At 74.5% G+C, this 15,034-nt stretch carries 10 protein-coding genes; 6 read left to right on the forward strand and 4 right to left on the reverse strand.

Annotated features, from left to right (window positions below; all coding sequences use genetic code 11):
* Positions 1 to 44 precede the first annotated feature (44 nt).
* On the forward strand, positions 45 to 920 hold the full coding sequence (locus SMD11_RS33060) for an alpha/beta fold hydrolase (protein WP_087930882.1): 876 nt from the start codon (positions 45 to 47) through the stop codon (positions 918 to 920).
* A gap of 47 nt (positions 921 to 967) precedes the next feature.
* On the opposite strand, the gene SMD11_RS33065 is transcribed toward SMD11_RS33060, so the two are convergent.
* Positions 968 to 2,512 (reverse strand): AMP-binding protein, encoded by a 1,545-nt coding sequence (locus tag SMD11_RS33065; protein ID WP_087929941.1) that lies wholly within the window; start codon positions 2,510 to 2,512, stop codon positions 968 to 970.
* 87 nt (positions 2,513 to 2,599) lie between these two features.
* Positions 2,600 to 3,487, reverse strand: coding sequence for a LysR family transcriptional regulator (locus SMD11_RS33070; protein ID WP_087929942.1), 888 nt, complete (start codon positions 3,485 to 3,487; stop codon positions 2,600 to 2,602).
* 375 nt (positions 3,488 to 3,862) lie between these two features.
* On the opposite strand from SMD11_RS33070, the gene SMD11_RS33075 reads away from it, so the two are divergent.
* Positions 3,863 to 5,098, forward strand: a complete 1,236-nt coding sequence (locus tag SMD11_RS33075; RefSeq protein WP_087929943.1) for a glycosyltransferase — start codon at positions 3,863 to 3,865, stop codon at positions 5,096 to 5,098.
* Positions 5,099 to 5,168: 70 nt separating this feature from the next.
* On the opposite strand, the gene SMD11_RS33080 is transcribed toward SMD11_RS33075, so the two are convergent.
* Together SMD11_RS33080 and SMD11_RS33085 are read right to left on the reverse strand one after the other, a co-directional pair.
* Positions 5,169 to 5,930 (reverse strand): DeoR/GlpR family DNA-binding transcription regulator, encoded by a 762-nt coding sequence (locus tag SMD11_RS33080; protein ID WP_234366285.1) that lies wholly within the window; start codon positions 5,928 to 5,930, stop codon positions 5,169 to 5,171.
* A 453-nt stretch (positions 5,931 to 6,383) separates the two neighbouring features.
* A complete protein-coding gene (locus SMD11_RS33085; RefSeq protein WP_087929945.1) occupies positions 6,384 to 7,733 on the reverse strand; it encodes a hydrolytic protein in 1,350 nt (449 codons plus the stop codon).
* 446 nt (positions 7,734 to 8,179) lie between these two features.
* Here SMD11_RS33085 and SMD11_RS33090 point away from each other — a divergent pair, with 446 nt between their 5' ends.
* From SMD11_RS33090 to SMD11_RS33105, 4 genes are all read left to right on the forward strand, one after another.
* The gene (locus SMD11_RS33090; protein WP_234366286.1) at positions 8,180 to 8,788 is read left to right on the forward strand and encodes a LuxR C-terminal-related transcriptional regulator; all 609 of its coding nucleotides are present in this window, start codon (positions 8,180 to 8,182) and stop codon (positions 8,786 to 8,788) included.
* Positions 8,789 to 8,962: 174 nt separating this feature from the next.
* Positions 8,963 to 12,154, forward strand: a complete 3,192-nt coding sequence (locus SMD11_RS33095; protein WP_087929947.1) for a DUF11 domain-containing protein — start codon at positions 8,963 to 8,965, stop codon at positions 12,152 to 12,154.
* Positions 12,151 to 12,858, forward strand: coding sequence for a DUF4255 domain-containing protein (locus tag SMD11_RS33100; RefSeq protein ID WP_087929948.1), 708 nt, complete (start codon positions 12,151 to 12,153; stop codon positions 12,856 to 12,858). Before SMD11_RS33095 ends, SMD11_RS33100 begins: the two co-directional genes overlap by 4 nt.
* Positions 12,855 to 14,990 (forward strand): ATP-binding protein, encoded by a 2,136-nt coding sequence (locus SMD11_RS33105; protein WP_087929949.1) that lies wholly within the window; start codon positions 12,855 to 12,857, stop codon positions 14,988 to 14,990. The genes SMD11_RS33100 and SMD11_RS33105 overlap by 4 nt, the downstream gene beginning before the upstream one ends.
* Positions 14,991 to 15,034: the final 44 nt, after the last annotated feature.

Below are 15,034 nucleotides of genomic sequence, written 5' to 3' on the forward strand. Positions count from 1 at the left end.
AAAACCAGGTGCGGGACGTCCCGCCCACGTCCATCATGTCGATCATGACTGCGTACGTGTGCGCCCCCGCCCGGCTCGGTGAGAGCCGCCTGTCCGACGGCCGGCTGCTCGGGTGGGCCGAGTGGGGGCCGCCGGACGGGCACCCCGTGGTGTTGTGTCCGGGTGCGGCCACGAGCCGGTGGCTCGGTTTCGGCGCGGGCGTCGTCGAGGCGCTCGGAGTGCGTCTGGTCTCCGTGGACCGCCCTGGGCTCGGCGCCTCCACCCCCGCGCCCGGCCGGACCTTCGCCGACTTCGCCGATGACCTTCGCCAACTCGGCGCACTGCGGGGGCTGGGGCGCCCGGCCGTGGTCGGCAACTCCCAGGGCGCGCCGTTCGCCCTCGCCTGCGCGCGGGCGGGTCACGTCTCGGCGCTGGCCGTCGTCTCCGGCGCGGACGAGGTCGCCGCACCGGAGTTCGCTCCCGCTCTGGCGGCGGACCTGCGCGGCCTCGTCACGCGGACCGCACGCGACCCGGCCGGCGCCGAGGAGTTCTTCGCGGGCTTCGGCGCGGACGCGATGTGGGACATGGTCATGTCCGGGAGTCCCGAGTGCGACCTCGCCGTGTACCAGGAGCCCGGTTTCGCGGCCGCCTACCGCAGGGCCTTGGACGAGGGCTTCGCCCGGGGCGCGGCCGGTTACGCCCGCGACACGGTCCTGGCGATGGGCCGGTGGCCGTTCGACCTGGGCGGGATCGCCGTCCCGGCCGACATCTGGTACGGCGACCGGGACGCCGGCCACTCTCCCGACCAGGGCGCGCTGCTCGCCACTCGTGTGCCCGGTGCCCGCCACCGTGTCGTACCGGGAATCGGCGGCGCGTTGCTGTGGACACATGCCGAGCCGATCCTCGCCTCGCTCCTCGAGAAGGCGGCCGGCGAACGATAGACGACGGGCCGGCGGGAAGGCTCCTCCCGGCTTCCGCCGCCGGGTTCTCAGCCGGTCAGCCGGGACCGCAGCCGACGCCTGTCCGGCTTGCCCGCCGCCGTCAAGGGGAGGGCGGGCACCAGGTGCAGCGCGTCGGGGGCGTACAGGCGCCCCTTGCGCGTGGTGACGAAGTCCCGGATCTCCTTCAGCGAGGGCCGCTGTCCGGCGGTGGGCACCACGGCGGCGTGGACGTGTTCCACCGACTCCTCGTCCTGGCCGCCGAAGACCACGCACTGGGCGACGGCGGGGTGGCTCAGGAGCAGGTCCTCCAGCTCCGCCGGGTATACGTGGCCGCCGACGACCACGATCATCTCCTTGATCCGGTCCACGATGTAGAGGTAGCCGTCCTCGTCGAGATAGCCGACGTCACCGGTGTGCACCCAGCCGTCCCGCAGCACCTCGGCGGTCAGCTCCGGCTGCTTCCAGTAGCCCTGCATCATGTACGGCGAGCGCACCTGCACCTCGCCCCGCTCCCCGGCCGGCAGGGTGGTGCCCTCGGTGTCCCGGATGGCGATCTCCACACCGGGCAGGGCCCGGCCGACCGTAAGGTGCCCGCCCCGGCCGGTCCGCTCCTGGTCCCCGGGGCCCGCCTCGGTGATGGACTGCGCCTCGGCCTGCCCGTACCAGCCGTAGAGCACGGGTCCCAGGGCCTTGACCGCCTGCCGCAGCCTGGCCGGTGAGGCCGCGGTGCCGCCGTACGTGACCCGGCTCAGGCTGGACAGATCGGTGCGGGCCAGGTCCGGGTGGTCCAGCAGCTGGTAGAGCAGCGGCGGCAGCAGCCAGGTGTGCGTGACGCGCTCGCGCTCGATCGCGGCCAGCACCTCGCCGGGCTCGAAACCGCGCAGCAGGACCACCGAGCCGCCCTGATAGAGCGTCATGTCGGTGAGGATTCCGGCGAGGTGGGCGAGGGAGGTGCAGGCCAGGTAGCGGGGCGGGTCGCCGGCGTCGGCGAGCCGGTGCCCCAGGCCCCGCCGGTACGCGCCGTGGGTCATCCGGATGCCCTTGGGGATGCCGGTGGTCCCGCCGGTGTGCCGGACGCACCAGTCGTCCTCGGGGCCCACGAGGCCGCCCATCGGCCGCGCCGGGCGCCCGGCGGCCGCGGCCAGCACGTCCTCGGCGAAGCCGCTCGGCCCCAGGGACAGCGCCCGGGGAACGCCTTCGAGCCGGAGCAACTCCTCGGCGGTGGTGTGCCGCTGGTCGTCCACCAGCAGGAGGGAGCAGTCCACGCTCTCCATGACACGGGCCATGGTCGACGGGCTCGTGCCCTCGTAGAGGCCGACCACCCGGGCACCGGCCAGGTTGGCGGCATAGCGGGCGACGAGGGCTTCGGCGGTGTTGCCGGTGAGCAGGGTGACCGTGGTGCCGCGGCCCACACCGCGCCCGGCCAGCTCCCCGGCGAGCCGGTACACCTGGTCCCGGAACTCCGCACCGCTGATCACCAGTCCCTCGGCGGTGATGACGGCCGCCCGCCCCGGCTCGGCGGACAACACGTCGAGGACGGCCTCCACGTAGCCGCTGAAGCCGCTGTCGGCGGCGGAGTGTCGCTGGCTCATCGCTGTTCTCCCTTGTCGGAACCCGGTGGACTCCTCCGACGCTAGTGCCGTCCCCTCATGCCTTCCACGACCTGATGCGCCATATGCTCATGCCTCCGCGGGCATGATCCGCTCCATGGCCAGCCTGCGGAACTCCAGGGCGGCGGGGGAGAGGTAGGCGTCCTGACGCCACACCAGGGTCAGCGTCCGGTGGCAGTCCGCGGCGTCCAGCCGCAGCCAGGTCACCGGGCTGCGCCCACCCAGGGTCCGCCGGGCGACGGCCGGCATCAGGCCGATGCCCAGCCCGGCGCCTATCAGCTCCGGGGTGGCGGCGGCTTCGTCGCCCTCGCAGACCACCCGCGGCGTCAGTCCCTCACGGGCGAAGAGCCGCTCCAGCAGGGCGCGTTGCCAGTGCCCGGCGCGTGTGCTGACGAAGTCCTCACCGGCCAGTTCGGCCACCGTGACGCGTTCCCGGACGGCCAGCGGATGCCCGGGCGGTACGGCCAGCAGCACCTCCTCCCGGACCAGCTCCACCGAGCGCAGTTCGGGACCGGCCAGCGGCTGGGAGGCGAGCGCGAAGTCCACCTCGGCGGAGCGCAGATGGCGCCGCATCGACTCCACGGGAGCCTGGAACAGGCGCACCTTCACCCCCGGGCGGCGCGCGCGGAAGGCGGGCAGCACCCCGGCCAGCTGAACCAGGGTCTCGGCGGCGACGGCCACCCGCCCCGGCCCGTCCCCGGCGGCATCGGCCATCTCCCGGCGGGCGTCGTCGAGCTCGGCCAGCGCCCGCTCGACCCGGAGCAGGAAGGCCTCGCCGTGCTCGTTGAGCCGTATCCGCCGACCCTGGCGGTCAAAAAGCGGAATGCCTAGTTCCGATTCCAGCCGGATGATGGTCCGGCTCACCGACGGCTGGGCGACCCGGAGTTCCTCCGCGGCCCGGCTGATGTGCTGGTGGCGGGCCACGGCCTGGAAATATCGCAGTGAGAGGAGATCCATGACGGTAGTGTCGCCGGATCTTCGAATCGGGGCGGGTCGGTGCTTCTCGGCCGTGCGGAGGAACGGCGATGCCGCCGGGGCCGCGCGCCCGGCTGTCGCGTGACGGTCAGACCCCGGCGAACAGCCGGCGCCGAGGCGTCGACACGCACATCGAGAAGGCGCGGCCTGAGCCGCACGGCGCGGGGCCGGTTCACGATCAGCTGAAGAGGCGCGAGACCGGGACTGCCCGTTCACAGCGACCGGCGGAGGGAAAGGGGGAGTACCCGCTCCTTTCCATGCTCAACTTATAGCGCACCGGGGGGCTTGCGGCAAGGCCCTGGCGGTGCCGCAGAATCGCCGACCGAAGCCGGAAACCTACGGGAATGAGAGTCACGGATGCGTGTATTGCTGTCGACGTACGGATCGCGCGGGGACGTCGAGCCGCTGGTGGCGCTCGCGGTGCGGTTGCGGGAACTCGGCGCGGAGGTACGGGTGTGCGCGCCGCCGGACGAGGACTTCGCGCGGCGGCTGGCCGGTGTCGGTGTGCCGCTGGTGCCGGTCGGCCCGTCGGCGCGGGCGCTGACGAAGTCGGGGGCGGCACCCTCGTCCCTGCCCCGGCGCGCGGCCGAGCTGATCGCCGGTCAGTTCGAAACGGTCACCGCGGCGGCCGAGGGGTGTGACGTGCTGGTGGCCACCGGCATGATGCCGGCCGCGGCCGGCGCGCTGTCGGTGGCCGAGAAGCTGGGCATCCGCTCCGTGTCCGTGACCTTCCAGCAGCTCACCCTGCCGGCGCCGCACCGTCCGCCGCTGGCGTATCCGGGCCGGCCGTTCCCGCCGGAGGTGACCGACAACCGGGTGCTGTGGGACCTGGACGCCCGGAGTGTCAACGCGCTGTTCGGCGAGGCGCTGAACACCAACCGGGCGTCGTTCGGCCTGCCCCCGGTGGACGACGTCCGCGACTACGTCGTCGGCGACCGGCCGTGGCTGGCGACGGACCCGGCCCTGGACCCGTGGCGGGAGACACCGGACCTCGACGTCGTACAGACCGGCGCGTGGACCCTGCCGGACGAGCGCCCGCTCCCGGCCGATCTGGTGGCCTTCCTCGACGCCGGCACACCACCGGTGTACGTCGGCTTCGGCAGCATGCCCATGGGCGCGGCCGAGGACGCCGCCCAGGTGGCCATCGAGGCGATCCGCGCGCAGGGCCGCCGCGCACTCGTCGGGCGCGGCTGGGCCGACCTGGCCCTGATCGACGGCCAGGACGACTGCTTCGCCGTCGGCGAGGCCAACCACCAGGCCCTGTTCGGCCGGGTGGCCGCCGTCGTGCACCACGGCGGCGCGGGCACCACGACGACGGCCACCCGGGCCGGCGCGCCTCAGGTGGTGGTACCCCAGGCGACGGACCAGCCGTACTGGGCCGCCCGGGTGGCCGACCTGGGCATCGGCGTGGCACACGACGGCCCGGCCCCGGCCTTCGAGTCCCTGTCGGCCGCGCTCCGGACGGCCCTGACCCCCGAGGTCCGCGTACGGGCGCGGGAGGTGGCAGCCACGGTCCGCACGGACGGGACGACGGTCGCCGCGAAGCTCCTGCTCGACATGGTCGGTCAAGAGGGGGCGCCCAGGTCCGGGTGAGTCACGCGGTGTCCTTGCCGCGCGGGCGCCGGCCCAGGTCCCTCGGCGAGGGGCGGTACGGCCGGCGGTGTCATACGCGCAGCACCTGCGGGCCCAGGAGCGAGTAGCGGTGCGCCTCGCTCCGCGGCAGCCGGGTGTCCGTGACGAGCGCCTCGAACTCGGCCGGCTCGGCGAACCGGCAGAAGCTCACCGCCCCGAACTTCGTGCACACCCCGGAGAACACCCGGCGCCGTGACACCCGCACCGCCTGCCGCTTGACCTCGCTCACCGCAGGATCGGGTGTTGTCAGACCGTACTCCCAGGAGATGCCGTCGGCGCCGATGTACGCCAGGTCTATCACCAGCCCCGCCAGCATGCGGGCCGCCCAGTGGTCGACCGTCGCCATGGTTCCGCCGCGCACCCGGCCGCCCAGCAGCATCACCGTGACGTTGTCGCGGGCGGCGAGCAGCGCGGCGGTGGCCAGCGAGGCCGTCACTACGGTCAGCGGCCGCTCGCGGGGGAGCGCGGCGGCGATCAGCCGGGGTGTGCGGCCCTCGTCGACGAACACGCTCTCGGCGTCGCCGAGCAGCGCCGCCGCGCCCGCGGCGATCCTCGTCCTCTCCGCCGCGTGCGTCCTGGTCCGGGGCGCCGGGGCGGACTCGTACCCCGCGCTCTCCACCGGGTACGCGCCGCCGTGCGTGCGCCGCACCAGGCCGTGGTCCTCCAGGACCCGCAGGTCCCGCCGTACGGTCTCCTTCGCCACCCCCAGGTGCGCGGCGAGCTCGGCCACGTTCACGGATCCGTCCCGGCGGGCCGTCCCCACGATCCGGTGCCGTCGTTCCTCGGCCTCCACCTCACACTCCTGTACCCGGTCCGCTCCGCCGTCGGTGCGGCGGACGCCTCGGCGTTCGGTCCTTCCCAACATGCCTTGTACGACTGCCCGTTCGGGCTTCGGGCCGTCTCCGGCCGGGGTGGATGAGGGCGGTCATGCCCGAGGGGCTCCGGGCGGGCTGGCCGGAACCGATCTACCGCCGATCGTGCGTGCGGGGAGGCCGGCGGGGGACCCGCGGGTCGCCCACGTGACCGTTACGGACGCGGGCCCGGCCGGGTCACGGGTGAAGGTGTGCCGTGAGCTGGGCCCACCTCCATGCCCGTTCGGGCACGGCCTTTGGCGGGCGTGCCCGTTTGAGAGCCGGGGGAACGAGGGCCTCGGCACGTTGTCGTGGTCCTTTTCGGACGAACCGGTCCTGGGCTCTGGTTCCTGGCCCGGTGGCGGGATCACCATGTTCACCCACGTGTCTCTGGTTCACGGCTTGAGATCGCTCATCACTCCACTGACATTGAGCACTTCGTGACACCCGGATGCCTGCTGCCCGGTGGCCGGTGTACCGGGCTTCGCACAGGTCACGGCCACGGTGACGGTGGCGTTCTCGGGCACTCGGAGAGGGGTGACCCAGTGGTAGTCCTGATTGCGGAAGGTCTCCAGCGCGATCGTAGTGATCTTGCGGTCGCCGAAGGTGATGGTCAGCACGCCCTCGTCGCCCTGGAAGTTGGCCACGACGACATCGGTGATGCCGAGGATCCTCCCGGCCGGCACCCGGTACGTCCCCACCTTCTCGGCACCGCCGTCCGTCTGGACGTCGATCGTCGCCGAACTCTGCCGAGCGCTGCCCGGCACGGTGTCCGCCCCGCCGCCCCCACCGACATTTCCGGTGCCCGTACCCGCTCCCGTTCCCGCACCGGTGTCCGTGCCGCCTGTACCGGGGGACGCCCCGGGCTTGTCCTTCCCGCCCGGGGCCGCCCCGGACCCGTCGCCCTGCCGCCCCTCGCCCCCGGTGGCCGGGCTGTTCCGGACGGCCTTGTCCGCGGCCTCCTCGGCCGCGCTGCGCACCGCGGGCCGGACCAGCGTGAACCAGGCGAGGAGCAGGGCCAGCAGCGCCGCGAGAACGGCGAGCAGCCACTTCGGCAGCACCGACAGCTGGACGAACTCGCCCCGCAGCGCCTCGCGCCGGTCCGCCGGACCCGGGCCTGCCGAGGTGTCAGGGGCAGGGGCGGCGGCAGGGGCCGCGGCCTCCGCTCCGGTCTCCGTGACGTCGAGCTCGAACGGCCAGGTCACCGGCGGGCCGAACCAGGTGAGCCGGTGGACCCTCACCCGCAGGCCCACCTCCAGGGATTCACCGGGGTCGAGGGCGGGCCGCTCCGGCGTGAACCCGAAGCGCAGTTCCTCCCCGTCCTGTCTGCCGCCGAGGGCCACGTCGACCGGCGTGTTCCCCAGGTTCCGCACCGCGGTCCGGTACCGCGCGCCGAGCCAGCCGCGTCGGCGGTGCGGCTCCAGCTCCGCCCGCAGTTCGTGGAACGCCTCGATGTGCACCGTGGTCTCCGGCACCGTCACGGCTTCCGGGTGCTCGGCGGGCAGGACGCGGATGCCGAGAGGCAACTGCCCGGCGCGGACGTCGGGCGTCCGGGGCGGGGCGAGGCGCACCGTCACCGTCTCGGAGGTCCCGGGGTAGAGCGAGACGCGCGCCGGTTCGACGGTGGTCCACGCGGCACAGTCACCGACCACGTCCAAGGTGTACGCCTCGACGATGTCGCTGCCGTTGCGGACGGTCAGGCTCGTGGTCGCCTCTCCTCCCGGAGAGACCGTCACGGCCGGCATTGCGAGTTCGGCAGAAGTGGTCACCGCCCGAACGTAGGACGGCCGGTCCCGTCGCACGAAGGGCGGCGGGGGCAATCGGCGGGCAGGGGCGCTGCCCCCGCGGAACACCGCCGCGCTGCCCCCGGCGTCCCGCCGGCACCCGCCGGGCCGAGGGCTCACGGCACCCGGGTCCGGGGCTCCGGCCGCTGGAGAACAGCCGATCCGAAGCGAAGAAGAGGAAGCGAGCGGACGTGGACATGGCATCCATAGCGGAGCAGCACGTACAGGGGACGACCCGGCGCCGGTACGGGCCGCCCATGGAGAACGCGCCGGTGCGGCCGGCCGCCCGACCGGAGCCCGAGCCCGTACGGCGGGCCGCGGACAGACCAGTGCCGGACAGACCAGTGCCGGACGGGCCGGTGCCGGACGGGCCGGTGCCGGATCGGCCGGTGCCGGAAAGGATCTCCGTGGCGGTCTACGCGGAGGACCTGATCCTGCACACCGGAGTCGTCCAGCAACTGCGGCAGCGGCCGGAGGTCGAGCTGCTCGCCGGCGGCGAGGCCGATGACGCGCGGACCTCGCTGGTCGTGGTGGACACGCTGGACGACCCCACCGTCCAGCTGCTGCGCCGGCTGCGACGCGACACCAGGACCCGCGTCGGCCTGATCGTGGGCTCCTTCGGGGCCCGGGACCTCCAGCCGATGATCGAGTGCGGGGTGGCGGCCGTGCTGCGGCGTTCGGAGGCCGACCAGGACCGGCTCGTCCACCTCGTCACGGCCATTGCCAACGGTGAGGGCGTGCTGCCGGGAGACCTGCTGGGAAAGCTCCTGGAACACGTCAACAGCTTGCAGCGGATGGTGCTCGACCCCCGGGGGCTTTCGCTGTCCACGCTGACGACGCGGGAGGCGGAGATGCTCAGGCTGGTGGCGGAGGGCCTCGACACCGCCGAGATCGCGCAGAAGACGTCGTACTCCGAGCGCACCGTCAAGAACGTGCTGCGCGAGGTGACCATCCGGCTGCAACTGCGCAACCGGGCACACGCCGTCGGCTACGCCATGCGGTACGGGCTGATCTGACCCGGGCCGACCCCCGACGCCACATCTGTGCGGCGGGCCCGGACGCGGCCGCCCCGTTGCCCCGAAGGGCGGCGGCGACTGCCCCCGGGGCGGGCCCTCCCGGCCTGTCCTCCGCCGCCGGCCGCCGTCACGCTCGTGCCCGTACGAAGACTCCCGGACTGTGAGGTGGATGCGATGGGCACCGCTGGCCCGGCGGGGAGATCCCGCCTCGGCAGACCGGGCGTGGCCCTGCTGCTGTTGGTCCCGCTGCTCGCGGTGGGCGCCGTGTCCCTGCCCTCGTCCCCCGTCGCCCGGCGGGACGCGGCCGCGGCGGCGGAGGCCGGGCGCATCGTCTACGCGGGCACGGAGCACCGCAGCCTGGGCCGTGTGAAGGCGCCCCGTTCGAGCGAGCCGCTCTTCGGCCCCGGCCCCGTACACCTGGACCGGCAGCCCTCCGCGCGGGGCGACATGACGGTCTTCACCAGCCTCCGGGACGGGACCTTGCCGCAGGTGTACCTGCGGCGGGGGAACGGCGCGGTACGCAAGCTGACCACCGGCCGGGACGCCGCGCACCCCAGGCTCGCGCCCGACCGCACCTCCGTGGTGTTCGACTCGCGGGAAGCCGGAGGGCGGCGGGACCTGTGGATCGTGGGCGTGGACGGCACCGGGGCACGCAAGCTCACCGACTCCGCGGCCGACGAGACGTCGCCCACGTTCTCCCCCGACGGCGCCCGGATCGCGTACTCCAGCGACGTCGACACCGCGCGGGGACGGCAGATCTACACACGGGCGCTGGCCGGCGGCCCGCAGACCCGGATCAGCCACGGGCCGCCCGGCGACGCGACCGAGCCGGTGTGGAACCCGGTGGCCGACCCCGCGCACCGCGACCTCGTCGCGTACACACTGGACGCGCGCGGCGCGACGGGGCCTCAACTGCGGGTGACGGACGGCAGCGGCCTGGACGAACCTCTGCTGGGCGGCGACGCCGCGAACTGGACCGCCCGGTCGGCCGACTGGCTGCCGGAGGGGAACGACGTGGTCTTCGTCAGCCCTGACCGGACGTGCGACTGCACCAGCTTGTACGACCACGTGTTCCAGGCGAGGACCCGGGCGGCCGAGGTGCCACGGCTCGTCCTCGACGAGGACCGCGCGGTCGCCTCCCCGACCTGGCTCGGCACCCAGGCGGACGGCGCCGTCGTCGTCGAGCGGACGTCGGCTCCGGCGACCCACACCGCGACCTTGCAGGACATCCGGACGGACGGCGCGGACCCGAGGGACCTCGGCCTGACCGTCCTCAAGGAGGACCCGGCCGCCGACACCACCACCGACCCCGCGGCCGACCCGCTGTTCAACCCGCGGGCGGGGTACGACCCGTGGACCGAGCGGCAGAACTACACGCCGGACGGCCGGCGGATCGTGGTGACCCGCTTCGAGGACTCCGAGGCCGGCCGGATCCAGCGGATCTGGCTGGCCGACGCCGACGGTACGAACGCGGCGCCGGTGCCGCTCGCCGGGCGGGGCCTACAGGACTGGGACACCGACCCCACCTTCTCGCCCGACGGCAAGCTCCTGGCGTTCACCCGGACCTCACCCGGCGGCACGGGCGGGAAAGGGGGCCCCGGCCGGATCCTGATCGCCGACGCCACGAGCGGAGCGCTCGTCGGCCGGATCGACCCACCCGCCGGGCAGCCGTCCGGCGGCGACGCCCAGCCGGCCTGGTCCCCGGACGGCACCACGATCGCCTTCACCCGTAACCATGTGATCGGCGGCAACGGTGGCAACAAGCACGTCTGGACCGCGCCGGTGGCCTCGCCCGACCGGCAGCGGGACCTGAGCGCCGCCCTCTGCCCCGGCGACTGCCAGGTGATCGACGACAGCCCGGCGTTCTCCCCGGACGGCCGCGGCATCGCGCTCAACCGCAAGGACGGCGGCGGCCGGATCAACGAACGCAACGGCATCCTGCTCGCCTCCCCGACCGGCGAGGGCTGCCAGGTCGTCCTCCCGGCCGACCTGCGCGACAACCCCGCGGCGTGCCGCCAGGAGCTGCCCGAGACCTCCTCGACCGGCCCGTTCCAGCCCCGCGACGTGGCCTGGACGGCGGACGGTGGCACGCTCGTGTTCAGCGCGCGCCGGGCGCGCGCGCCGAACTCACCGGAAGGCCTCAAGACCCTGGACCTCGCCGACGGCAAGCTGACCCACCTCACCCGCGGACTCCCCGGACGGCAGAAGGAACCCGGCGTGCACCAGTCGGTCGACCTCACCCTCGACGCCCCCTCCACCGCACCGCCGGTGAAGACCGGCTCGGCCACCTCGGTGACGGTCACCGTGACCAACAAGGGCCCGGCCGCCTCACCCGGCACCGTGTTCACCGCGGCTCCGCCACCCGGCGTGCGCCTCGACCGGCTGTCCAGCACGGCGGGCCGGTGCGCCGACGGATCCCCGCAGTGTTCCTTGGGGGTGCTCCGGCCCGGCGCGTCGGTACGGGTGACGGCGCACCTGACCGGCGTGACGGCCGGACGGCAGCGGCTGGAGTGGTCCGTCGCCGGTGCCGTGGTCGACCCCCGGCCCGACGACAACGCCGCGCGGACCGGCATCGAGGTCCAGGACGAGGAACGACCGCCGACCCGGCCGCCCACGACAGCACCACCGTCCCCATCAGCCCCTCCCACCTCCCGGCCGCCGACCCGCCCGGCACCGCCCCCGCCGCCGGCACATCCCGCGCCGCCTCCGCCTCCGCCGCCGGTGGCGGGACCCGGAGTGACGGTCACCGCCCAGCCGGACCCCGGCTTCGTGGGCGGCCGGGTCGTGGTGACCTACCTGGTGCGCAACGGCGACAACGCCCTGGCCACCGGACTGCGCCTGAGGCTCGGGCTGCCCGCCCGGATCCCCGCCGAGCCGCTGCCCGCGGGCTGCGCGGCCGGTGCGTGCGCACTGCCCGACCTGGCGCCCGGCGACACCACGGTCACCCGCGTCGTCCTGAAACCGGACAAGGCCCTCGCGGCCAGGATCGTCGCGACCCTGACGACGACCGGCACCGACGCCGACCCCGGTGACAACGTCGCCAGGGTGCCGCTGCGCATCCTCCAGCCCCGCATCGTCGCCGTACCGCCCCTCGGCAAACCCGGGTTCGTCACCCTCGTGCGCGGCAGGGACTTCCCGCCGGGCGCGCCGGTGACGCTCACCTGGGAGCCCGGCATCACCGCGGCGGCCGCGCCGAGCCGGCCCGGCGCCGACTTCCGGTTCACCGCACAGCTGCTGATCCTCGCCAAGGACCGGACCGGCCCGCGCACGATCACTGCCCGGGGCCCCGGCTTCGGCCCCGTCACCACACCCTTCCTGGTGGTCAACGGCAGCGTCCAGCCACCGTACGAGGTGGACCGCCGGTGATCCACGAAGTCGACGAAGGGCTGCGGCTGCTGCTGAACGAGGCGGGCCTGCGGGACAGCGGCGTCGAGGTGGTCTTCGACGCGCCCACCAGGGACTGGTCCACGCGCCGCAACGCCCCGACCGTCAGCGTGTACCTCTACGACATCCACGAGGACGTCACCCGGCGGCAGACCGGCTCGGCCGAGGTGCACGACGGCGACGGCCGGGTCACCGGACGGCGCGCCCCGCCCCGCTGGTTCGCGCTGACCTACATGGTCACCGCCTGGACCACCCGTCCGCAGGACGAGCACCGCCTGCTCTCACAGGTGCTCCGGTGCCTGGCGGCGGTGGACGTGCTGCCGTCGCGCCTGCACACCGGCTCGCTGGCCGAGCTGGGCCTCGGCGTCGAGATCGACGCGGCGGGTCCGAGCACGGCCGGGGTGTCGGCGGCGGACGTGTGGTCGGCGCTGGACGGCGAGATGAAGGCGTCGATCGACGTGCGGGTCACCGCGCCACTGGCCGGTGACGTACGGCCCGCGGGGCCGCCGGTCACGGAGGGGCTGACGGTGCGGTCCGCCGCGGGGACCGGCGGCGCCGGGGACGAGGACGGGCGACGGCTGCGCTACGAAGGCGCGTCCGACCCCGGCCCGCGAGGGTTCACCGCTCGGCGCGCCCGCGAACTGCCGCCCGGCCGCCGCCGTCGCGGCGGGGGCTCGGCCCCATGACGACGCAGAGCGTACGCGCGCGGCCCGGCGCCGGGCAGGACCACCTGTGGGAGAGGATGCGCCGGGTCGAGAGCCGGGTCCGGCACGTCGTCGCCGAGCGCCGGGCCACCGACCCGGAGCCGGACGATCCCTACCGCGGGCAGTACCTCACGCCCGAGGCGGTCGAGCGGATCCTCGACGGAACGTCCGCGTTCCTCCCCGCGTCGCCCGACGACCGCCGGCCGCCGCCGGAACCGCCGCCGGGCTCCCGCATCGCACGCCTCTCCGCGGACTTCGGCCTGGTCCCGCTGGACGTCGAGCTGCTGCTGATCGCGCTCGCCCCGGACATCGACACCCGCTTCGAGCTGTTCTACGGGTACCTCAACGACGACCTCCTCCGGTGCCGGCCGACCATCGGGCTGACACTGGAGCTGTGCGGGCTGCCCGTGGCGGGAGCGGGCCGGTTCCGCCTCGCCCCGTCCGCGCCGCTCGTGGCGGGAGGGCTCCTCGAAGTCGAGGACACCGAACGTCCCCTTCCCTCACGGACGTTGAGGGTTCCCGACCGGGTGACCGCGCACCTGCTCGGTGACGACGCGCTCGACGCCAGGCTGCGCGGCCTGGTCACGCTGGGCCGGGCGGTGGACGGGACCGCCGAGGGCGCGACGCGCCGGGTGGCGGCCGCCGTCGGCACCGGCGGCGGTCTGGTGCACCTGCTCGACCAGGGCGGTGACGCGGCCCGGCTCGCCGTCGACGCCCTGGCGGCGGCGGGCCGCACCCCGCTGGTGCTCGACATCGCGGGGCTGGCCGCCGGGCCGGCGCCCGCGGACCTGCCGCGTGCCCTGGCGGCGGAGGCCAGGCTCAGGGGCGGCGGCATCGTCCTCGGCCCGCTCGAAGCGCTGGAGCCGGAACGGCCCGAGCGCGCCCGGCTCCTGCGCGGTCTGTGCGCGGCCGCCACCGGGATCCCGCTGATCGCCTACGGCACCAAGGGCTGGGACCCGCTGTGGACCGCGGAGAGCCCGGTGAACGTCACCGTCCCGCCACCCACCCCCGCACAACGCACCCGGCGGTGGCGGCACGCACTCGCCGCCGCCTCACTCACGGGACCACCCGCCGGCCCCGGCGCGTACGTGCCACCGGGCGACGGAACGGCCGACGCGCTCGCGGAGGCGGTCGCCGGGTACCGGCTCGACGCCGGGCAGATGCGCAGGGCCGCCACCGTGGCGACGAGGGTGGCCGCCGTCGAGCGACGGCCGGTGCGCACCGAGGACCTACGGGCCGCGGTCCGGGCGCAGAACGGCGCCGGCCTGGCCCGGCTCGCCCGGCGCATCGAGCCCGCGGTCGGCTGGGACGACCTCGTCCTGCCCGCCCCGACGCGCCGTCAGCTCGATGAACTCGCCCTGCGGGCCCGCCACCGGGAGCAGGTGCTCGGCCGGTGGCGGATGCGGCCGGGCGGCGGCCGCGGGCGCGGGGTGACCGCGCTGTTCGCGGGGGAGTCCGGCACGGGGAAGACCATGTCCGCGGAGGTGGTCGCGGCGGAGCTCGGCATGGAACTGTACGTCGTCGACCTGTCCACCGTCGTCGACAAGTACATCGGCGAGACCGAGAAGAACCTCGAAAGGATCTTCGGCGAGGCGTCGGAGGTGAACGGGGTGCTGCTCTTCGACGAGGCCGACGCGATCTTCGGCAAGCGCTCACAGGTCAAGGACGCGCACGACCGGCACGCCAATGTGGAATCCGCCTACCTGCTCCAGCGCATGGAGTCCTTCGACGGGATCGCGGTCCTCACCACCAACCTGCGGGCCAACCTCGACGAGGCGTTCACCCGGCGCCTCGACACGATCGTGGATTTCCCCATGCCCGCGACCGGCCAGCGGCTCGCCCTGTGGGACCGCTGCCTGGGGCCGGAGCTGCCCCGCGAGCAAGGGCTCGATCTGGAGTTCTGCGCCCGCCGCTTCGAACTCTCGGGCGGCTCCATCCGCGCCTGCGCGGTGACCGCGGCCTATCTGGCGGCGGACACGGGCCTGCCGCTGAGCACGGCGCAGGTGATGACGGCGGTCCTGCGGGAGTACCGCAAGCTCGGCCGCCTGGTCCTGGAGAGCGAGTTCGGGCCGTGGCTCGGCCTCGACGAGGAGCGCGCCGCGGCCGGACCGTAGCGTCATGGGTGCGGGGCGCCGACCGCCTCGCCGGTGTCGGTGCC

The sequence above is a fragment of the Streptomyces albireticuli genome, from assembly GCF_002192455.1.
GTDB lineage: Bacteria > Actinomycetota > Actinomycetes > Streptomycetales > Streptomycetaceae > Streptomyces > Streptomyces albireticuli_B.